This is a genomic window from Colwellia sp. 6M3, from assembly GCF_014077595.1.
Taxonomy (GTDB): Bacteria; Pseudomonadota; Gammaproteobacteria; order Enterobacterales; family Alteromonadaceae; genus Cognaticolwellia.
In genome coordinates this window covers 22,321-44,034 of sequence record NZ_JACGWF010000017.1, presented here as the reverse complement: position 1 = coordinate 44,034, position 21,714 = coordinate 22,321, and the positions used below count along the sequence as shown (strand labels likewise).

General features: G+C 36.9%; 19 protein-coding genes. 10 read left to right on the top strand and 9 right to left on the bottom strand.

Annotation, left to right across the window (positions count from 1 at the left end; translation table 11 throughout):
- Positions 1-82 precede the first annotated feature (82 nt).
- A complete protein-coding gene (locus tag H4J50_RS05830; RefSeq protein ID WP_182255037.1) occupies positions 83-913 on the bottom strand; it encodes a LytTR family DNA-binding domain-containing protein in 831 nt (276 codons plus the stop codon).
- A gap of 3 nt (positions 914-916) precedes the next feature.
- Complete coding sequence (locus H4J50_RS05825; RefSeq protein ID WP_182255035.1) at positions 917-2,038, bottom strand: sensor histidine kinase; 1,122 nt, start codon at positions 2,036-2,038, stop codon at positions 917-919.
- 213 nt (positions 2,039-2,251) lie between these two features.
- Between H4J50_RS05825 and H4J50_RS05820 the strand changes: the two genes are divergently transcribed.
- Entirely contained in the window at positions 2,252-2,884 is a 633-nt protein-coding gene (locus H4J50_RS05820; RefSeq protein WP_108455450.1) for a TetR/AcrR family transcriptional regulator, read from the top strand.
- A 41-nt stretch (positions 2,885-2,925) separates the two neighbouring features.
- Positions 2,926-3,912: an MDR family oxidoreductase gene (locus H4J50_RS05815; protein ID WP_108455449.1), complete on the top strand. Its 987-nt coding sequence runs from the start codon at positions 2,926-2,928 to the stop codon at positions 3,910-3,912.
- A 155-nt stretch (positions 3,913-4,067) separates the two neighbouring features.
- On the opposite strand, the gene H4J50_RS05810 is transcribed toward H4J50_RS05815, so the two are convergent.
- The 3 genes from H4J50_RS05810 to H4J50_RS05800 form a co-directional block, all read right to left on the bottom strand.
- A complete protein-coding gene (locus H4J50_RS05810; protein WP_259366171.1) occupies positions 4,068-4,544 on the bottom strand; it encodes a hypothetical protein in 477 nt (158 codons plus the stop codon).
- 40 nt (positions 4,545-4,584) lie between these two features.
- Positions 4,585-5,274, bottom strand: coding sequence for a 2OG-Fe(II) oxygenase (locus H4J50_RS05805; protein ID WP_182255033.1), 690 nt, complete (start codon positions 5,272-5,274; stop codon positions 4,585-4,587).
- Positions 5,275-5,815: 541 nt separating this feature from the next.
- Entirely contained in the window at positions 5,816-7,420 is a 1,605-nt protein-coding gene (locus H4J50_RS05800; protein WP_182255031.1) for an ABC-F family ATPase, read from the bottom strand.
- Positions 7,421-8,040: 620 nt separating this feature from the next.
- On the opposite strand from H4J50_RS05800, the gene H4J50_RS05795 reads away from it, so the two are divergent.
- Both H4J50_RS05795 and H4J50_RS05790 read left to right on the top strand, forming a co-directional pair.
- Positions 8,041-8,700, top strand: coding sequence for a PEP-CTERM sorting domain-containing protein (locus tag H4J50_RS05795; protein WP_182255029.1), 660 nt, complete (start codon positions 8,041-8,043; stop codon positions 8,698-8,700).
- Positions 8,701-8,775: 75 nt separating this feature from the next.
- Entirely contained in the window at positions 8,776-9,222 is a 447-nt protein-coding gene (locus H4J50_RS05790; protein WP_182255027.1) for a hypothetical protein, read from the top strand.
- A 273-nt stretch (positions 9,223-9,495) separates the two neighbouring features.
- Here H4J50_RS05790 and H4J50_RS05785 read toward each other — a convergent pair whose 3' ends face one another.
- On the bottom strand, positions 9,496-9,771 hold the full coding sequence (locus H4J50_RS05785; protein ID WP_182255025.1) for a GNAT family N-acetyltransferase: 276 nt from the start codon (positions 9,769-9,771) through the stop codon (positions 9,496-9,498).
- Between the two features lie 275 nt (positions 9,772-10,046).
- Between H4J50_RS05785 and H4J50_RS19840 the strand changes: the two genes are divergently transcribed.
- The gene (locus H4J50_RS19840; RefSeq protein WP_182255023.1) at positions 10,047-11,018 is read left to right on the top strand and encodes a DnaJ C-terminal domain-containing protein; all 972 of its coding nucleotides are present in this window, start codon (positions 10,047-10,049) and stop codon (positions 11,016-11,018) included.
- Between the two features lie 135 nt (positions 11,019-11,153).
- On the opposite strand, the gene H4J50_RS05775 is transcribed toward H4J50_RS19840, so the two are convergent.
- Positions 11,154-11,921, bottom strand: coding sequence for a Crp/Fnr family transcriptional regulator (locus tag H4J50_RS05775; protein ID WP_108455442.1), 768 nt, complete (start codon positions 11,919-11,921; stop codon positions 11,154-11,156).
- A gap of 353 nt (positions 11,922-12,274) precedes the next feature.
- Here H4J50_RS05775 and dnaK point away from each other — a divergent pair, with 353 nt between their 5' ends.
- From dnaK to H4J50_RS05755, 4 genes are all read left to right on the top strand, one after another.
- Positions 12,275-14,170 carry a molecular chaperone DnaK gene (gene dnaK, locus H4J50_RS05770; RefSeq protein WP_182255021.1) on the top strand — a complete coding sequence of 632 codons (1,896 nt, stop codon included), beginning with the start codon at positions 12,275-12,277 and terminating at the stop codon, positions 14,168-14,170.
- A 355-nt stretch (positions 14,171-14,525) separates the two neighbouring features.
- Entirely contained in the window at positions 14,526-16,139 is a 1,614-nt protein-coding gene (locus H4J50_RS05765; RefSeq protein ID WP_182255019.1) for an endonuclease, read from the top strand.
- Between the two features lie 165 nt (positions 16,140-16,304).
- Entirely contained in the window at positions 16,305-16,871 is a 567-nt protein-coding gene (locus tag H4J50_RS05760; protein ID WP_182255017.1) for a hypothetical protein, read from the top strand.
- A gap of 314 nt (positions 16,872-17,185) precedes the next feature.
- A complete protein-coding gene (locus H4J50_RS05755; RefSeq protein ID WP_182255051.1) occupies positions 17,186-18,058 on the top strand; it encodes an MYG1 family protein in 873 nt (290 codons plus the stop codon).
- Between the two features lie 168 nt (positions 18,059-18,226).
- Here H4J50_RS05755 and H4J50_RS05750 read toward each other — a convergent pair whose 3' ends face one another.
- On the bottom strand, positions 18,227-19,009 hold the full coding sequence (locus tag H4J50_RS05750; protein ID WP_182255015.1) for a phytanoyl-CoA dioxygenase family protein: 783 nt from the start codon (positions 19,007-19,009) through the stop codon (positions 18,227-18,229).
- Between the two features lie 337 nt (positions 19,010-19,346).
- On the opposite strand from H4J50_RS05750, the gene H4J50_RS05745 reads away from it, so the two are divergent.
- Positions 19,347-20,546 carry a lytic murein transglycosylase gene (locus H4J50_RS05745; RefSeq protein ID WP_259366170.1) on the top strand — a complete coding sequence of 400 codons (1,200 nt, stop codon included), beginning with the start codon at positions 19,347-19,349 and terminating at the stop codon, positions 20,544-20,546.
- 158 nt (positions 20,547-20,704) lie between these two features.
- Here H4J50_RS05745 and H4J50_RS05740 read toward each other — a convergent pair whose 3' ends face one another.
- On the bottom strand, positions 20,705-21,658 hold the full coding sequence (locus tag H4J50_RS05740; RefSeq protein WP_182255011.1) for a DNA/RNA non-specific endonuclease: 954 nt from the start codon (positions 21,656-21,658) through the stop codon (positions 20,705-20,707).
- Between the last annotated feature and the right edge of the window lie 56 nt (positions 21,659-21,714).

Sequence of the window (21,714 nt, the reverse complement as noted above, 5' to 3'; positions counted from 1 at the left end):
GCGCCATAGTGGTTATAGCATGCGGCATAGAAGGTTTTAACGTTAAAAACGGGACAAGACGAAACAAAAATACGACAAGTGGTTACAGTTGTTTAGATTCAACAATTTGTTGAATACTAGAGCTGTAATTTCGACTGACTTTTAATTGCACATCGTCACCTAAATCAAGAATACTTTCACTATTACGCAAGGGCTTAATACTCTTAATACAGTTAACATTTACTAAGGTAGATTTATGAATTCGAGAAAATACTTTAGGGTCGAGCTGAGTTACCAACTTTTTCATGGTTATTCGCACAACATGTGTCTCTTTAAGTGTATGAACACACATATAATCGCCTGCGGCATCAATCCAACGAATATCATTTATCGGTAAAAAAACTTTTTCATGATCGCTGTTTTTAATCACTAACTCTTGGTTAAAAAGCGTAGGTAAAGGTAAGTCTGTTGCTAGCCAGTTTTCTAACTCACTGACTGCGATACCTGAGGTTTTACCTAAGGCACGTAAGAGTTTAAACTTTTCATTACTAGAGTCTTCAGGTTTAACCCGTTGCATTATACGTTCTACTGTTTTTTGCAAGCGTCCTAAATTGGCTGGCTTTAGCACATAGTCAATCGCATTAAGTTCAAATGCTTCTAATGCATATTCACCATAAGCACTAACAAAAACAACCATAGGCAAAACATCAGATTGCAATGCTTGTACTACTTCAATACCATTTAAACCGGGTAAACGTAAATCTAAAAAAAGCACATCAGGACAAAGGGTTTGACACAAATGAATGGCTTGATCGCCATCGCTAGCCTCTGCGATCACCTCAATTTCAGGTATTTTTTCCAACCTTAACCTCAAGCCTTCTAGCGCAAGTGGCTCGTCATCAACAATAATTGCAGTTAGCGGTTTATTTATCATATGTTAAATGTTTTTCTCAAATGGAATAGATATAGCAACCATAGTACCGCCCTCGGTAGTATCAGAAATATTTACTTCAAAATCACCATTAAACATCGCACTTAGCCTAGCTTTAGTATTGCTCAAGCCGATGCCGAAGCCATCACTAACTTTGCCTTGGCTTTCTTGACCATTATCGATAACTTTTAGCAATAAACGATCATGAGACTTTTTGGCACTGATACAAATTTTACCGCCAGACTTTCTTAATTCAATCGCGTATTTAATGGCGTTTTCTACTAAAGGTTGTAACAACATACAAGGAACTTGGCAAGCTAATGCTGTTCTGCATACATCTATTTCTACTTTCAAACGATCGCCAAACCTTACTTTTTCAATTGATAAATAAAGCTCAATTAACTCTAGCTCTTTTTGTAAACTGGTTTTACTTTTGTCATTTTTATCTAACGAATAACGGAAAAACTCACACAGTTTATCAAGCATTTCATTAGCAGTTTCATTTTCATTTTTGTAAATTAATGTTGAAATAGCGTTCATGGTGTTAAACATGAAATGAGGATTAAGTTGATACCTTAGCATTTGCAGTTGTGCATCTTTAGTCGCTGTTTGTGCGCGCAATAACATCTCATGCTCGCCTTGCAATTTAGTGTTATAAAGCATAATAAAATAAATTGAAGTCCAAACAAACATGGTAGTTAATGAAAACATTAACCAGCCACCAAACTCTAAGGTATTCCAAGCTTCATTCCACTGTTGCTGGTAAACCAACATTTTAAAAAAACTTAACTTAAGCACATTAAATAGCAGCCCAAGGGAAGCCGCAGAAGCAAAACTTAAAAACAAGGTTTTTCTAAGTGGCAAATGCACAATTTTTCGAATGAGTTGCCACTGTAGATAAGATAGAAGAAAACCACTGAGCGTTTCGAGCACTAAATTTATCATTTGGCCAGAGAAATTAAAGCCTTCAAGACCAATTTGCGGTCGAATAATTGCTAGAAACACTACTACGGCATAACCTAACCAGCCGGTAATTTGTAATGTCCAAAACTGATGGCTCTGCTTGGAAAATGCCTGAGGGCCTAGTTCAAGTGTACTTTCCTCATGATTTTCCACTGTTATTTTCATTGTAGATAAGTTACTTAATAGCCAACACAATAACTAAAGATATAACAAATAGCAGTCCACGAGCAAGAAATGAGTCAAGGCGAGATAAATCTGCGACAACTCATGATTGCTTAACTCCCCCATTGCCCGTTAACCAAGTTCAACACAAACGTTAAAAATAAGGCTTTTAATTAAATATTGCTTTTTAATAGACGATCGGTCTAATATATAAAGATGAACAAAGATAATATTTCACCAAAGCGTGGCAGGCCTGCTAAATCAGGCCGAGATAGCAACCAAACTAAGCAACTACTTATACAAAGTGGTGTAGAGTATTTTACTGAATTTGGCTTTGCTTCATCAGGAATTGATCTGATCTTAAAAAAAGTTTCTGTGCCTAAAGGCTCTTTCTATCATTATTTTTCAAGTAAAGAAGCTTTTGGACTTGCGGTAATTGATGAATATAGCCGCTACTTTGCTAAAAAATTAGATATACATCTACTTAATGAAGCCAGTAAGCCATTAGTGCGCATAGTTAACTTTGCTAACGACGCTAAAGAAGGTATGTCACGATACAATTTTAAACGCGGCTGTTTAATAGGTAACCTCGAGCAAGAAGTTACCTTATTGCCAGAAAGTCATCGACAGCAACTATTAACTACATTTGATGATTGGCAGCAAAAAATGACTTCTTGTCTACAATTAGCACAACAAGAAAAAGCGATCTCTGCTTCCCTTGATTGCAAAGCCTTAGCAAGCTTTTTTTGGTTAGGCTGGGAAGGCGCGATCGCTAAAAGTAAATTGACACAAAATCTAGCGCCCATCGATGGTTTTATCGATACTTTTCTACAATTAATAGCAAAATAATTTTATTGTATACAGACAATCAATCTGCACCGGAGAAAAACATGTTTAAGAGTTTAGTCATTAATAAAAATGATAGCCAAGGCTATCACACAAGCATTGAAGAGCTTTCTGAAGATAGCTTAACTGACGGTAATGTACTAATTAAAGTGTTATATAGCACAATTAACTATAAAGATGCTTTAGCTATTACGGGTAAAGCGCCGGTAATTAGACGTTTCCCGATGATACCGGGCATCGACTTAGTCGGTGTTGTGGAACAATGTGACAATGATAAATTTAACATTGGTGATCATGTTTTGTTAAATGGCTTTGGTGTTGGTGAAAAATATCTAGGTGGCTTATCTCAAAAAGCGCGAATTAAAAGCGAATTTCTTATTCCATTACCAGAAACCATAACACCATATAATGCAATGGCTATTGGAACCGCAGGCTATACAGCCATGCTATGTGTTATTGCATTAGAAAACCACGGTATTACACCAGAAAGTGGTAATATTTTAGTGACTGGCGCCACCGGCGGAGTTGGTAGTTTTGCAATTAGAATTCTTGCTGAATTAGGCTATAGCATTACGGCATCAACTGGCAGCGACGAACAAGCTGCGTATTTGAAAAAATTAGGCGCCAAGGAAATTATTGACCGTGCTGAATTATCAGCACCTGGAAAACCACTAATGCCTGAACGCTGGGCTGCTGCCATTGATTCTGTTGGTAGCACAACACTCGCAAATGTTTGTGCCAGCATAAATTATGGTGGCTGTGTTGCCGCATGTGGCTTAGCACAAGGTATGGACTTTCCTTCAACGGTAGCACCTTTTATCTTAAGAGGCGTTTCGTTGTTAGGCATAGATAGTGTTATGCGTTCTCAAGAAGACAGATTAGAAGCCTGGAGTCGCCTTGAACAGACAAAGCTAGCAGACAAAATAGAGCAAATCTCTACAACGGTAGGATTAGATGAAGCTACTGCTATTGCTGAAAAATTATTAAATGGTGAAATAACCGGACGTGTTGTTGTTGATGTTAACGCGTAAATAACGAAGCGACAGATATAATGTTTATCTTTATGTCTGTCGTTTTTTTTGAATATATCAACTACAGGGTAAGAACTGAGTCTGCTAACTGTTATCAATTACTTGCTCAATATCCATTAGTTTTTCTACTCAATTACTCAAAATACGAGTACTAGTTACATTTCAATAGTTCTAATGAGAAAGTAACTAGGCCAAATTTCTCGAACTTCTCTTTCCCAATTTGGATCTACTTTACCGTTAGGTAATTGTAACAACCAAAATTTAGCCCATTTTTGTACATTTTTACCCGACTTACTGAGCTTTAATGGCGAATAACGGCGTTTGTATTCATTACCTTGATACTCAAATACCGTATTATTTCTTGCGCCTTTATGCAGCATATCTAATGCTGTCGTAATTATTTCAACTTCAGATAAAGGTAAATAGCCTTGCACTTTTAAGCAGGCTAATGCCTCAGATTTCTTTAAACAAACCTGCATATAAGCATCTATATGTGGAGTGTAAACCATACCTGTTAAGCCATAAATAGATGCAAGCTCTCGGTCGGCTAATGCCTTAAGTGGCTCTAACTCTAGGTTAATGTCGGTTAGATCGCGCATAACATGAAGCTTTTTAATCAACTTTTTTGACAATGTATTTCCTTAATCTTAAATGCGCTTTATCAACTTAACTTTAACAAGGTGGATCAATATTATTAGCAATACTGGTGTTTAAACGAAACCAACCTGCAATGGCATATCTGTCTCGTGTCGCAGGTAACACCTCATGTGGAAATTCTTCACTTAAAAATACCACAATAGTGCCAAAACTTGGTGTTATTGATATTTTACTGTTATCAATTAATGAACCCTTTGCTTTTGTTTCAGGATAAAGAACAAGTTCACCGCCATCATCCCCAGTCCAGTTTTGATTAAGATACACCACCACAGATAACACTCGATTCCCCTCGCCCTTAAATGCATCCTTATGCTTTTTATAAAAATCGCCTTTAGCATAATGAGAAAAGTGACTTTCAAAGGAAAATAACCCCAAAAATAAGCGTTTGTTCAAATAACGTTGTAACCCTGCAGCCCAATCTATCCAAGTAGAGCCTGCTTCACTGTTACCGGTTATCCAACAAATTTCATCTGTTCGAATAAAGTCATTAATAACATGATCTTTTGCTCGACCAATACCTGCACGTTTAAAGTTTGACTCGGGCATTTCCGTAATATGCCTTGCTAACAAAGACGTTAAGTTTTCAGGTAAGGCATATGGGCGAATACTGTAGCCCTTATCAATAATGTCATGTGCGATAAACTCAAAGAGCGATTCAAATAATGCGGGATCATTAGCAAGATTAACTACGGGAGTTGTGTTCAATATATGAATAATTTAAAAAGGAAAACTAACATTTAGGCGATAATCTAATAAATGAAATATGCGTCATAATAGCATTATGTGTCTGCATAAGCGTTAGCTTTCGCTCCCAATTGTTTATATAACAAATTACCGAGCTAATTTAGCTGTTGCCTGTAATGGCTAACTTCAAACCTTACAGTTTATGCAGTTAATGCTCAGCCAAGTGGTCTGCTATTGTCTTATCTAAATTATCTAAATTATCTAACCAAGTGTCAGGCATTCTGTTTAAAACTTGCCCTAACAGTTCCTTTACTATCATTTTTCTGAATCTAGTTCTGATTCGGTTGAAAATATTTTAGCCCTTAAATAGCTTTTTGCTAAAAAGTCGCTCTTGCTTACTTTGTGCATTTCTAAAAACCTGCCAGTACAGTAAAACGGTTGGCATATAGGCTGACTTATATTTACCTAAATCGCCCTAACGACTAGACATAAAAAAAGCGAACCTAAGTGGTTCGCTTTGATAATTATTTAGCTCTTTTAATAAATATTAAATATTTTGACTCTACGCTATTTTTTTCATTTGCGCTTGACTATCAAGGTATTCATCTAATGAGCCTTGAAAATCAATTAATTTTTTATCTTTAATGTCGATAATACGTGTCGCTAAGCTAGAAACAAACTCGCGGTCATGGCTAACAAAAATTAACGTACCTTCAAAGTCTTTTAACGCATTATTTAGTGCATCAATAGCTTCAATATCCATGTGGTTGGTTGGCTCATCCATAATCAATACATTGATATCAGCCATCATTAACATGCCAAATAACAAACGGTTCTTTTCACCACCTGAGCAGTTACGCGCTTTTTTATTCGCATCGTCATCAGTAAATAACATACGACCTAACATGCCACGAACGCTTAAATCGTTATGACAAGGTCTACGCCATTGTGACATCCATTCCATTAACGTTAAGTCATTATCAAAAAATGAACCGCTATCTTGTGGACAATATCCAACAGAAGCATTTTCAGACCACTTAACAACACCCTCAAGATGATCTAACTCGCTCATTAAACAGCGTAACAAGGTCGTTTTACCTACACCATTTTCGCCAATAATAGCTAACTTAGCACCAGCTTCTAATAATAAGTCGCCTTTTTCAAATAATACACTGCCATCAAAACCATGACTTAGATTTTCAAGTTCTAATGCTTGGCGGTGCATTTTTTTGCCGGGAGAAAAAGCAATTTTTGGGGTTATACGGCTTGATGACTTTACATCATCGAGTTTAATTTTATCCATTTTCTTAGCACGCGAACTTGCTTGTTTTGCTTTTGAAGCATTCGCACCAAAACGGTTTACAAAGTCTTGTAGTTCAGCAATTTCAGCTACTTTTTTATCATTTCCCGCTAATAGTTGCTCACGTAACAAGCCAGATTGAGCTAAGTAAAACTCGTAGTTACCTGGATAAATGCGTAATTCACCGTAATCAATATCAGCCATATGTGTACATACAGAGTTAAGAAAATGTCTATCATGCGAAATGATGATCATGGTGCATTTACGCTTGTTCAATTCGCCTTCTAACCAACTAATGGTATGAATATCCAAGTTGTTGGTCGGCTCATCAAGTAATAAAATATCAGGATTAGCGAACAAAGCCTGTGCTAGTAGTACACGCAACTTCCAACCTGGCGCAACTTGCTGCATAGAACCGTAATGAAAAGACTCATCAATACCCGCTTCTAATAATATTTCACCAGCACGACTTTCTGCAGTGTAACCGTCCATTTCTGCAAATTCGCTTTCTAAATCGCCAACGCGCATACCATCGGCTTCGCTCATTTCAGCTTGAGCGTAAATAGCATCTCTTTCTTGCTTAACTTTCCAAAGCGGCATATCGCCCATGATCACAGTATCAATTACATTATGTGCTTCAAAAGCGAACTGATCTTGGCCCAAAGTGCTGACTTTGTTACCTGTACTAACCGACACATTACCTGAGCTTGGGACTAAGTCACCACTTAGTATTTTCATAAATGTAGACTTGCCACAGCCATTTGCACCAATCAAACCGTAACGGTGACCGTTGCCAAATTTAGCCGAAATATTTTCAAATAACGGCTCTGCGCCAAATTGCATGGTAATGTTCGATGTAGTGATCAAAAGGTAATCCTATTTTGTGTTAACTAAAGCCATTAACTGGCAAGTGCTAGCCCAGTGTTTTAAGTGATAGTTAATACTGTAATTGCTGTAGCCAAGCAGGATTAATATCAACCCTACGCTCAGTCACCATAATAAAGCCGCGCATTATACAGTAATAACGCTCTGATCCCCACCGAAACTTTACTTTTAATTGATTATTTTATCATCACTAGCTTCTTGGTTTATCTCATAGCCATTTGCTTAAATACATAGAATAAATACAGCTAACTAGCTAAGGAACAATTGGATTGATAGGCAGTTAGGTATATAGGCACTAGTCATTGAAGCGGGTTTAATGGTAGTTAGTATCGTTAATTGAGCTATACCGGATTAACTGGATTAACTGGATTAACTTCGCTCATAAAGTTAAATAGTGTAAAATCTAGCAATAGTCCTCTGCTCTGCCATATTATCTATTCTCAATTAAAATGAGTTTGCCACTTTAATTTATAAAAGTATTATGGAGCAGTTCGTTCTTACATTGCCTATAATTAACAGTTACAAGTTAACGTGAAATTGACTAACTGGTTTTATTTTATTTTATTTTATTTTATTTTATTTTATTTTATTAAGGAATATTGATGAAAGCATTTAAGATGTTGCTTTTAACATTTGGCTTTTTGGTTGCTGCTCAAGCCAAAGCTGGTTTTATTACCACCAATGAATTAGCACTCGATGCTATATTTTCCCAAGCTAGTTTTGGCAATAATCCAATCGATATACGTATTGGTGTGGCTTCAGAAATAATAGCCCCAAGCCTATTAAATATCACCAGTAATGCAGAGGTTTCGCAACTATTTAACCTGCATATTGGCGCACTAAATATCGTAAACTTTTATTTTATTGATACCATCAGTGCCTGTGGTGGCACAATAAATGCTGGTATCGTTGGCTGCGGTGAGCTTCCAGGAAATGATTTTGTCGTAGAATCGTCATTCGCATCGGGCAGGTTTGGTGGCGAGTTGTTGGCACATGAATTAGGTCATAACTTAGGCTTGGCTCATCTAACCGGCAGTTTTCTTATGAACCCTTCGCTAAATAACAACACCACGTTAACTACTGGTGAAGTTTCCACTATTCGCACAAGCTCTTTAGTGCAAACCGATGGCCAAGGCTTTTGGATTGATATTAACCCTGTGCTGATTGTCGCTAAAGCTAGTACGCCTGTACCTGAACCAAGCACATTGGTTTTATTACTACTTTCTGTTGGTTTTTTAGTTAGAAAAAACATCAAAAAATAGCTTTTATTCTTTCAGATAAATAACATTAAAACCTGCACTTTAATTAATGTAGGTTTTTTAACTAATGGAGCTATTATGCGACTTAGTAAATCCGTTTTATTCACCGCTTTGCTTAGTTTATTATTTATAAGTTCAGCAAACAGCCATAGTACAAAGCAAGTTGATAATTGGCTTGAGTTTTGTCCAAATATCCAACTGTGTTTTGACCGTCCTACCAGTTTAAAACCCACCAATGTACAAATGATAGATTCGCTTGCGGGGCAATTAGAGAATGAGCATTTAACTTTATATTATGATTTAGGTCTATATTCATCAACATTTACCGAACTGACGTCGGCAGTCAAAAAGCCGGTAGTAGTTAATGGCCATAAAGGCACAATACTCATAGTTAAAAATAAAATGGCACTTACTATCCCACATGTCTCAGATAATATGCGATTTTCTATGTTGATCGAGTTTAAAGGGTCTTTGCAACGAGAAAAAGGTGAGCGAATTTTTAATTCAATTAAGTTTAATCTCTAACTTCTAACTTCTAATTTTAGGTTTAAGTTTTAAGGTTTAAAGTTTGTATTAACAACTAAGTTTCGATGGCGCTATCAATCTGGCTAGTTATATAACATTCACTTATATACATGCACAATTGCATGTTAATTAATCTAAAAGCACCCAACCCCTGAAAGTATTATTAATCAGTAGCTTTAGCTATTTTCAATAATATAAAAACGGCCAATATAATCTTAAATGCAACTCTTCAAGGCTGAACTAATCACTAAAATGGTATTTTATCAAAAGCAATCAAACAAATAAGCTACTGGCTTCAGGGTGCTTTTGTTGGTAATTAACAATATAAGAACACTTAGCTACGGCTTTCTTATTATCCTTTTTTATTTGTTGCAGTACAGCCTCTAGAAGTGTTTTAGCCAAACCTTTACCTGCAAGTGCGTCTGGTACAATAGTATGAGTTAAATGCATATCTCCATTTTGATCATCGTAAGTTATATAAGCAATATGCTCTCCAATATGAAATTCATACTTAGATTCTTCAACGTTGTGTTCCAATGTATAAGTCATGCTTTTCCTTTTAAGATCAATTAAGTTAAGTGAAATTTATTTCTCCTGAAAATAACACGAAATTTCACTGTATACATGTCATAATTTACTTCAAGTGTCATATAGCTGACATTACTCATTTTCTCTTGTACTTATACTAAGATTATAAAATTATTATTCGTTAATGATTTAAACATTGAATTAATCATTATCGACTTTATCTACGCAAACTATATTAAGCAATATATACAAATTAATGACTATAATTATCAGCAAATTATAGCTAGGAGGTCAGTGTGAATTATAAAGACTACTATAAAATTATGGCCGTTGATAAAACCGCGACTCAAGATGAAATTAAAACGTCATACCGGAAATTAGCGCGCAAGTTTCACCCCGATGTTAGTAAAGAAAAAGATGCTGAAACGCGTTTTAAAGATATTAACGAAGCCTATGAAGTGCTTCGTGATAAAGAAAAGCGCGCAGCGTATGATCAACTTGGTAGTAATTGGAAAGCAGGTCAATCTGGCTTTACACCACCGCCTAGTTGGCAAGACCAATATCAACAAGGTGGCGGTAACTTTAATGCCGGTGGCCAAGGCGACTTTAGTGATTTTTTTGAGTCATTATTTGGTGGCGGTTTCGGTGGTCCTCAGCAAGCGACTCGTGGTCGTCGGTCTATGCAAGGTCAAGATAGTAATGCAAAAATATTGATCGATTTGCAAGACGCATATTCTGGTGCAACCCGAAACTTTACCTTACAAGATCAAGTCATTGATCAACAAGGAAGAACACAAACTAAAGATCGTACATTAAAGGTCAGTATTCCAAAAGGCATCAAGCCGGGTCAAAAAATACGTTTGAAAAAACAAGGACAAGCAGGCGTTGGAGGCGCACCTAATGGCGATTTGTATCTTGAAGTTGGCTTTAACCCAGATCCGTTATACGTTATTGATGGTGCTGACATTACAACAGAACTTAGTATTAGCCCATGGCAAGCAGCGTTAGGTGAAAAAGTAAAAGTACCCACACCCACTGGCCATATTGATTTAAGCTTACCTAAATTAATCAGTAGTGGTAGTAAAATGCGTTTAAAAGGCCGAGGACTACCTAGTAAAGTTGCCGGTGATTTTTTTGTAAAACTTAAAATTGTTTTTCCAAAAAGTTTATCCGCAGAAGAAGAGGCACTTTATCAGTCAATGAAAGCGCTAGCGACTAGCGAAAATGACAATACAAGTGACGACACTAAGCAAAAAGTTAACGCTTAATTTTTTAACTATAATTCGTGTTATTTCTTTTATTGCGCATAAGCTGTTTATCTTCAATACACAGCTTATGCTATCCCTCTATCCCTCTACCCCTCTACTCCTCTATATTTCTGCTTAATTTTATTTCGACAGTATTTATTCCGGCTTACGCAAAGGTGCGTTAGTTAGAGAGTCGGTATATTTTGCAGCTTTTTCTAAGGCTTCTAAATCTTTAATAATCAGCTGATTACGCTTTTTATCGATAATGTCTTGTTTTTTCCAATGCTGTAATTGCTTGTTAATCACTTGCCTGACAGAGCCAGTCATCCGCGCTAAGGTTTCATCGCTTAAACCATTCACTAAATGATGCTGATGTTCATGGGCTTTTGTGCCGGTATAAAATTTAATTTTGTTAATGTGCTCTAAAATAATACGACTCAAACGTGTGGTGACATCGTGTAAAACTAAACTGCTAGCCTGCTGTTCTTTTTCGCGCATCTTTTGCGCTAAGTAAGGCATAAACTGTTGATTAAATTCTGGATAACTCCATAGCCAATCTCGCATAGTGGCAAGTTTTACCGACAACAGTTTAACTGCTGTTAATGGCGAAACAATCACATCATGAGGCTTATCATCTAATAGCACCATTAAATCAAAACAATCACCAGCATAAAGCATATCTACAGTCGCTTCTCTGCCAGTCTCAGGATTACTTTGTTTGATTTCTATGCTGCCATCAAGTACCACAAAAAATCGTTGGGTTAATAAGGTTGAATTAAAATAATCGCCCTTTTTCCATTCACTAAGTTGAAACTCTTGTTGAAAGTCTTCAATTAATTTTGCTGGTAAGTCGGCAAAAATATTCGCTTGTTTAACCAATGTTGGGCTGGCTTTTTGGGGTAAGTGCGTAACATTTTTATTCATAGGTACAAAGGTTTGAACTATAGCGTAAGCATGTGGTTTTATTCTACTGTATTGTGGCTATATAGTAAAAATCAATCTTGCCCTTCACTTGATTAAACTTTATAAAAAAGAGCAATTAATTTATTGATTTTTATATTTAAAATAACATTACACTTCATGTAAAAGAAAAAGTCATCACAACTGTCATATTTGTGACAGAAGCATTTTCCCACCTTCCGTATTATAGCCCCACTAACCAAACAGCTTGCTTTAAACCATTAATACAAGTTTGTTTTTACGGTCAAATTGCTTACTGGAATATAGCCATAAAGCATCAGACCTTTTTATGAAGTTCTTAAAAATAGGTGATTATTATGTCTAAGACTATTGGTATTGATTTAGGTACAACAAACTCTTGTGTAGCAGTTATGGAAGCTGGTGTTGCAAAAATTATTGAAAACTCAGAAGGTAGCCGCACAACACCATCGATTGTTGCTTATGCCAACAATGAAACATTAGCGGGTCAACCGGCAAAAAGACAAGCGGTGACAAACTCAGCAAACACTTTATTTGCCATTAAACGTCTAATTGGTCGTAAATTTGATGATAAAGAAGTGCAAAAAGATATTAAACTTGCGCCTTATAAAATCATTAAAGCAAAAAATGGCGATGCTTGGGTTGAAGTGAATGGTAAAGCCTTATCACCTCAAGAAGTATCAGCTCAAATTTTACGTAAATTGAAAAAAGATGCAGAAGCTTATTTAGGTGAAACAGTAACAGACGCGGTAATTACCGTACCTGCTTACTTTAATGATTCACAGCGACAAGCAACCAAAGACGCGGGTAAAATTGCGGGGCTTAATGTTAAGCGTATTATTAACGAACCAACGGCTGCGGCATTAGCGTATGGCGTTGATAAAAACAGTAAAGTCGACCAAAAAGTAGCGGTTTATGACTTAGGTGGTGGTACATTTGATGTGTCTATTATTGAAATAGCCAATATTGACGGTGAAAAACAGTTTGAAGTGTTAGCCACCAATGGTGATACCTTTTTAGGAGGTGAAGATTTTGATTTACGCCTAATAAATTACTTGGCTGATGAATTCAAAAAAGAAAGTGGTATTGATATCAAACAAGATCCTTTAGCACTACAGCGCATTAAAGAAGCCGCTGAAAAAGCTAAAATAGAGTTGTCATCAGCACTACAAACAGACGTAAATTTACCTTACGTAACGGCTGACGCAAGTGGTCCTAAGCATTTAAAAGTGCAAGTTACCCGCGCTAAATTAGAGTCATTAGTTGATGACTTAGTAAAAAGCACTATCGCCCCTTGTGAACAAGCATTAAAAGATGCCGGTTTAAGCAAAAGCGATATTAGCGAAGTTATTTTGGTTGGTGGTCAATCACGTATGCCAAAAGTACAAGCAGCGGTTAAAGATTTTTTTGGAAAAGAACCACGTAAAGATGTAAACCCTGATGAAGCTGTTGCTATGGGTGCAGCAATTCAAGCGGGTGTATTGTCAGGAACCGTTGGTGATGTGCTATTACTTGATGTAACACCATTATCATTGGGTATTGAAACCTTAGGCGGTGTAATGACCAAGCTTATTGATAAAAACACTACAATACCTACTCGGGCTTCTGAAACGTTTTCAACGGCGGAAGACAATCAACCTGCGGTAACTGTGCATGTGTTGCAAGGTCAACGTGAAATGGCAACCGATAATAAATCGTTAGGACAATTTAGCTTAACGGATATTAGCCCTGGCCCACGTGGTTCAGTACAAGTTGAAGTTACCTTTGATATTGACGCCGATGGCATTTTAAATGTTACCGCAAAAGATAAGGCAACCGGTAAAGAGCAAAGCATTAAAATTACCGCTTCAAGTGGTTTAACGGAAGATGAAGTTAATCGCATGGTAAACGATGCAGAAGTGCATGCTACTGAAGATAAGCAAAAGCGTGAATTAGTTGAGCAACGTAACCAGGCAGATCAATTAATTCATACCGTGCAAACTTCAATGACTAGCTTGAGCGATGATCAACAAGGCGAGCTTAAAACCTTGATTGAACAATTAAAAATGGCTGTTAATGGTGATGATAAAAACGCTATTGAAATGCGACAAAAAGCATTACAAGAGGCTTACACTAGCATGACACAAGCGCAGCAATCACAGGAGCAAGCGCAACATCAAGGCGAAGCTGCAAATGACGGAGCCAGCAACGATGATGTTATTGATGCTGACTTTGAAGATGTTAGCAATGGCTAACCAGTATTGATTAATCGAAAATGGTTAATCAGAAATGGCTTGTCATTAACTGATAAATGCTGATAACAAAACCCTGATATTTTTATCAGGGTTTTTTATTGTTTTTTTCAATAAAAACAAACCATCTAGTCAACTACCTCACAATTACCGTTTTCCTCCACCAACATTTACTTTTAATAACATAACTTTTGAGGCACTATGCCTGAGCAAAGTTGTAACATTTTGTAAATAAAAACCAACAAAACGTAAACTTTACAATAAAAATAAATCTTAACTAATTGGTTAAATATTTTTATAAATAGACGGTTATTTCAATTAATCGTTTGTAACAGCTATTAAAAAGAAGGAACATTCTTTGAAACATAATAAAAAATTACTACTAACTTTACTCAGTAGCCTCAGCTTTCTAGCGAATGCAGATGTACTAAATGGCAACTTTGAAGCCTGGTCAAATGCCAGCGCCGACAATTGGACTACCGTTGACTCTGGCATCAGCGTTAACCAAAATACCAATATAATTAAAACTGGCACCAGCTCCGCAGCCATAACGGTTAATACCGTGACACAAAGCTCGACCGACTTTTTACAAAATATTGCGGTTACTGCAGGGCAAAGTTATGATTTTTCAGTTTGGGTATATCACACCGAAGGCGGCGTAAAAGCGAGACTTTTCGCTGACGGCTATCGAGGCTATTCGAACCCAAATTTAGTCAATCAATGGCAACAAGTTAGCTATACATATGCAGCAACTACCACAAAAGAAATAGCGATTGGCTTACGCTTTTATGACTCCACTGGGTTTGATGGTGCTGAAACCGTATATATTGATGATTTTGAACCCACCACTAGTGCAGGAACAGGTGGCTCAGCTTGTTCAAGTAATGATATCGCGTTTAGTTTAACTACCGATCAATACGGTTATGAAACTAGCTGGTCAATCACTAACAGTAGCAACGTAGAGCAAGCTAGTGGTAGCAACTTAAGTAACTCTACTAGCTACAGCGAAAATATTTGTTTAGCTGATGGCGACTATACCTTCACCATAAACGACAGCTATGGCGATGGAATATGCTGTACTTATGGCAATGGCTCGTATGATATTTCACTTTCGGGTACATCCCTTGTTTCAGGCGGTACGTTTACCCAAACAGAAAGTAAAAACTTTACCCTAGGTACTACTGGTGGTGGTTCAGGCGGTAATGAAGGCACTTATTATCAAAGTATTACCACACAAACTGGCTACAGCTTAAAAACCGCTTTACACAATCTAATTAACAACCACACGGCTCAAGGTTATGGCGCGATTTGGACCTTTTATGCTAATAACGCCTTAGATACCTACTATGATAACGATGGTTCAATTTTAGATATTTACTCAGAAAAACCTTTTGGCAGCGATAGCTATACTTATACAAAAGTGACTAATCAATGTGGTTCTTATAGCGGTGAAGGTGACTGTTACAATCGAGAACATTCATTTCCTAAAAGTTGGTTTGGCGGAAAAATTGAGCCAATGAATTCAGACATTCATCATATTTTTGCTACCGATGGTTTTGTAAACTCAAAGCGCAGTGGCTTCCCTTATGGTGAAGTAGCAAGTGCAACGTTCACTTCTACCAACAATAGTAAACTCGGCTCAGCCACTGCAGCATTAGGTTATAACGGCACAGTATTTGAACCTATTGATGAATTTAAAGGTGATTTAGCACGCGCTCAACTTTACATGGCAACTCGCTATCAAGATGTAATTTCAAATTGGCAAACAAATAGCACTTACGGCGATGCTATATTAGACGGCAGTAGTAATAAAGTGTTCGAAACATGGCAGCTAAATATGCTATTACGCTGGCACGCTAACGACCCAGTAAGTCAAAAAGAAATTGATAGAAACGAAGCCGCTTATTTACATCAAGGTAACCGTAATCCGTTTATTGACCACCCTGAGTATGTAGAGAAAATTTGGCCGTAAACTCATAATACCTTTACAAATGAGATGGTGTTACAAGCACCATTTCATTTTATTTACTTCAGCACACTAGTACTTCAACAAAGATAAAAATCCTCCCTAAGTGTTATATACACATTTTATAATTCCTTTAAAGTAACTAAACACTATCGCTAAAGGCCTTTTAAAATGCATAAATACATCATACTTTTTCTCGCCTTGCTTACATTATCCTGTGTTACACAACACGATATTATTCAACCGGATAACTTTTACCAAGGCACAAAAAAAATACATTTAGTTGATAATAAGGGAGGTAAATATTTTATCGGTACAGTTACTTTCTCAAATAAAGCAGAAAAAATTCATTATCAAATGGATATTGAACACCAAATATTTAAAGATTATTTTTTGTCGATGAAAGAAATGAAATGCTTAGAAGGACCTGAATTATGGTGCCACCTTGCTTACCCATATAGTAGCCCGAGAAATATCACCACAACAGATTTTAGTTGGCTTTCACATGACCTATTATTCATGTACAAAAAAGCCTCTCAATTTGGCGCTAATTTTTATCAAGGTATTTATTATAATTTTAAGCTCAGCTCAGATAAATTAATTGGCACCGCTATGGCCGTTGACTTAAATCTTTTGGCAGCGCCACCACAAAATATAACATTACCCCCCATTACTTCGCATGACATTGACGAACTAGAGCCAGCCAATCGTTGGTTACCGATAATAGAAATTAAATAAAAATGTGAATTGTGAATTGTGAATTGATAAATTTTATACAGTCGCATTTTTAAAGTGCGACTTCCCTTCATATTTATCAAATAAATCGAAAGTAAATATCTCGAATAATAATCAACCAAGCCACCATTATAAAAGTCAAATTTTAGCTAGACAGTTACAGATTAAAAATCAGCTGTTTTTATACGCGCTATTCGTATAGAATCCCACTGTAGTTTTTACGGTAAAAAGCGTTTATTAAGCTGGCTTTTAAACCCTAAATTAACTCACATCACCTACTCATTCCTTTCAAAAATGACCTTATATAAATGACTCAATTGAATAATATAACGATAGTAACTCACAACGGTAACTTTCATGCCGACGATGTTTTCGGTATTGCCGCACTTAAGCAAATATTCCCTGCTTTTAACCTAGTTCGTACCCGTGACTTAAGTGTAATAGCTCAAGCAGATATTGTTATTGATGTAGGTGGTGAATATGACGCTGATGCTGGTCGTTTCGATCATCATCAACGTGGCGGTGCAGGTGCCCGTGAAAATGGTATTCCTTACTCATCATTTGGTTTAATTTGGCAAAAGTATGGTTTACAAATATGTAAAGGTAATCAAGAAGTTGCTCATTCAGTTGATGCAGGTTTAGTGTCAACTATTGACGCCATAGACTGCGGACATGTTGAAGGTGTTGCTCAAGGTATTAGCCTTAGCCAGACCATCTCAATGTTTAACCCAACTTGGCAAGAAGAGAGTCACTTTGATACTTGTTTTGATGAAGCCGTTGAGTTTGCCTCGCGAGTATTAGCGCGTTTTATCGCCTCTGCTGACGGTGGCATCAGTGCTAAATCAATCGTTGCTGAAGCAATTGATAAAGCTGAAGATCCACGTGTAATTGTGTTAGAAAAATACACACCTTGGAAAACAACAGTACATAAACTGTCTGAACAAGCTTTATATATGGTTTACCCATCAGGATCTGGCCCATGGCGTATTCAAACCGTGCCTGTTGAACCAGGATCATTCGAAGATAGAAAATCATTACCTGCTCCATGGGCTGGCTTGTCGAACGAAGCGCTGCAAGAAGTTACCGGTATCGACGATGCGATGTTCTGTCACAATGGCTTATTTATCGCCGGTGCAGAATCATTTGAAAGTACCATGAAAATGGCAGCTATCGCGCTAGAAACCCCCTAGTGTTGAGTTAATGATATAACTATAAAACGATAAAAATAGGCATGATGTCATAAAGTGACTTATGCCTTTTTTATAAATCAGCCAATGATAAATTGTGCAGTTCAGAGATTATAACTTCGCTTACTTTACTTAACTGAGCTTTGCTTAACTTGCTTTGTGAGCAATATACTAAGTAGCCGATTTTAAATTTAGGGTATTCATAAATAGCCTAGGATCAGCAATTTTATCTAGCATCGAATTATCTGGTAAACAATCATCATCCACATAATCAGCAAAATCTCCGGCAGAATCAAACACTAAAATATCTAACGCTAATCGGTCTAAGCCATATAAACCACGATGGATCATATCAGCTGAAAATACCAGTAAATCGCCAGCAGCTAAGCTTATTTTTTTACCGGTTGATAAGTCATCACTACTCAGCTTGCCCTTTTCTTCTTGTCGAACATTGAACTCTTCTTCGTTATCCCAACGCTTATGCGTTTCTGGCACAAGTTCCATACCTAGCTCATCAAAAAGTGGAACTCGTAAGTGCAGTACTTGTGTTTGTTGAATGGCAAGTTTCTGGCCTGCAAGATCATGATCATACTGGCAGTCACGGTGCCAGAAGTCTTTTTGGGCAGGATTAACAGGGTTAAAAAATAGTTGGGTATTCATAAATGCAGGTTTGTTAGCGATCACTGACTCAACAATATGCATCACTTTTTTCGAGCTAATAAAATTAAACAAGGCTATTCTATCGTCGCTTGCTAAATATTCACTGCCAGTAATAAGTGAAGAATTAAACGCTTCTTCTTGATAAAACGTTGCATTGTCTTGCTGCCATAATTGATGAAACTTTAACACCACAGCTCTAAGTTCTGCTATTTCTGCAACACTGAAATAATTCCTCACCACAAAGAAACCTTGTTCTTCATAATTGCGCTGCCATTGACCACTACTTTTTAACATTCACTACGCTTGCCCTAGGGTATTTTATGACAGCTATTATAGCCGTTTGAAAAACCGAATGCCTAGTCAGTAACTTGCTTTTGTTGTTATTATCTAACGATTAACCGCTACTTATTGTTGAATAATGTTGAGACACATTTTTTATCAAATATATAATTAAAGATTGTCATCAATGTAATATTTAGCCATGGTATTGTACTTATATATTATTTCTCAAATTCAGTTTCAATATTAGTTAAGGAATACTTTTTTCATGACCTCATCGAATTATCTGGTTAAACAAATTATGATTTTTTTCAATTACCGAAAACTTATAACGACCTGTGCACTTTTACCAATGCTGGCAAACGCAACTATTGCTGACGAAAACTTTGAACAATGCAAAATTAACTTAGCAGAACGTGCAAAAAACACAGGATTTTCCACTTATATAACTCAAACCGTTATTGATAATATTACGCCTATTGAACGCGTTATTACTTTAGATAAAAAACAACCTGAATTTACCCAAACCTTTGAGCAATACATCAAAGCCAGAGTGAGTAATTATCATGTCCGAGTTGGCAAAGAGAAACTACAACAAAACAAAGTACTATTTGATAGATTGGAAAGTAAGTACGGAATCCCCCGCCAATATTTAGTGTCATTTTGGGGTTTAGAAACCGTTTTTGGTAAACATAAAGGTAAAATGTCAGTGCTTAACTCGCTAGCAACACTGGCGTGTGATCAACGCCGTAGTGAGTTTTTCACCTTAGAGTTATTAAACCTGTTCACTTTAATTGAAACAGAAAAAGTCAAAGTTGAGCAACTACAAGGTTCTTGGGCAGGTGCTATGGGACATATGCAGTTTATGCCAACCGCTTTTTTAAAATATGCTGTTGATGGCGACAATGACGGCAACGTTGATATTTGGCAAAGTGAGGCTGACGCACTAACTACCGCGGCTAATTACTTAAACAAGATAGGTTGGCAGGCACAAGAACGTTGGGGCAGAGAAGTTAAATTACCTGAAGGCTTTGCCTTTGAGAAAGTCAGCTTTGATCAATACTACCCGCTGAGTTACTTTCAACAATTAGGTGTTACCAAAACCAACAACCAAGCACTATCGAGCTACGATATTCAGGCAGAACTTTATCTTCCTTCTGGTCATCAAGGGCCCGCTTTTTTACTCTACCCTAATTTCAACGTTATTATGACGTGGAACTTGTCGAAAAGTTACGCGCTTTCAGTCGGTTTATTAGCAAATAAGTTAATTGGTGTTGACGGGCTTAAGTTTTTGCAAAGCCAACAAGCGTTAGATAACAGATATAGCTTTGAAGAAATGAAAACGTTGCAAAGCCAACTCAATATTTTAGGTTTTGAAACCGGTAAACCTGATGGGATTTGGGGGCCGAAAAGTCGCGACGCTATTCGCTCATTCCAACTAACACATCAACTTATTGCTGATGGATATCCCAATAAAGCTCTGTTTTCAAAAATTAAATTAGTTATGAGTGAAAATGAAGAAGAAAAAACTGATATCAATAGCCAGAGTTAACTATAGTTAAATAAATATTTGGTTTGATGGACTAAAGTCCAACCTAAATAAGGCTTACGGGGAATAGCATAGCGTTGAATTATTGCTTTTTGTAGGTCGGATTTCAGTCCGTCAATCGTAAAGTGTGCGATTAACTTAAAGCAAATAACATTATTTATTTAATACCAACTCAACTCTTCAATCAATTCATAAAGCACTTTCAGTTCAAGGGTGTATTTTGCTTCGTTATAAGCGTCAGTTTCTATAACCCCTGCAGCTAATAAGGCTTCTGTTGAATTAGATAAATCTTTTAACCTGTTAACTTTAATGGCTTCTGGGCCGGTATAAAAACAAAGCGGGTTACTATCAAACATTTTTTTTTCGAACTCTAACCCTGTCCATAATTGTAATTCTGTTGTCGTTACACGGAAGTTTTTTAACTTAATGCGCTGCTTAGCTTTAGTAGTTCTTAACGTGTCGGTATCTTGGAAGAATATATATGCTGAGGTAACGAGCTTATCGTTATGGTCAACATAAGTAAGGGTTTTCCAAAATCCTGAAGGTATACGAACGGATTCAAAGCCAACACCTTTAGTTAAAAAGCGATCGCAGGTAGTAAAAATGGGCCCTGTCATCACAATTAATTTATTGTCTTTTGATAAACTGAATTTAGAAACCGCTGTTTCTGGTACACGCCATTCATCTTCATTAAAACGCTTATGTTGCATAGAAGCATTAGTATAAGCACAGCTATCATTGCTAGCAGATAATGCTGTATTGTAATCCCCCCAAGTAACTGCGGTACGTCTAGTTAAATGTCCTCTATCCCACGGTGTTCCGATATAAGCACTATTAGTTATTTGATTATTTCTCCCGACACGCGCATCAATAAACCATTTACGACCTTTATAACCCGATACCGTCTGCGCAATGGCGTTATCAACATTGGCAGCGGAAAATAGCGCCTGCTTGGTAGACTTACTCATAATGAGCGAGTAATGAATATAAGGAATGACTACATTGCCATCCAGTAAGCCCGGTGGTTGTAACACATCACCTGAAAGGGATAAGCTTGGCTTAGGCAACTCAATATTGAATGAAGGTAAAAAATCTTTTTGATAGCCGTCGCGCATAGGGTAATTCCACCATCCTTGTTAATGTATAATTAAGTCTAGACAAGTTATAAAAA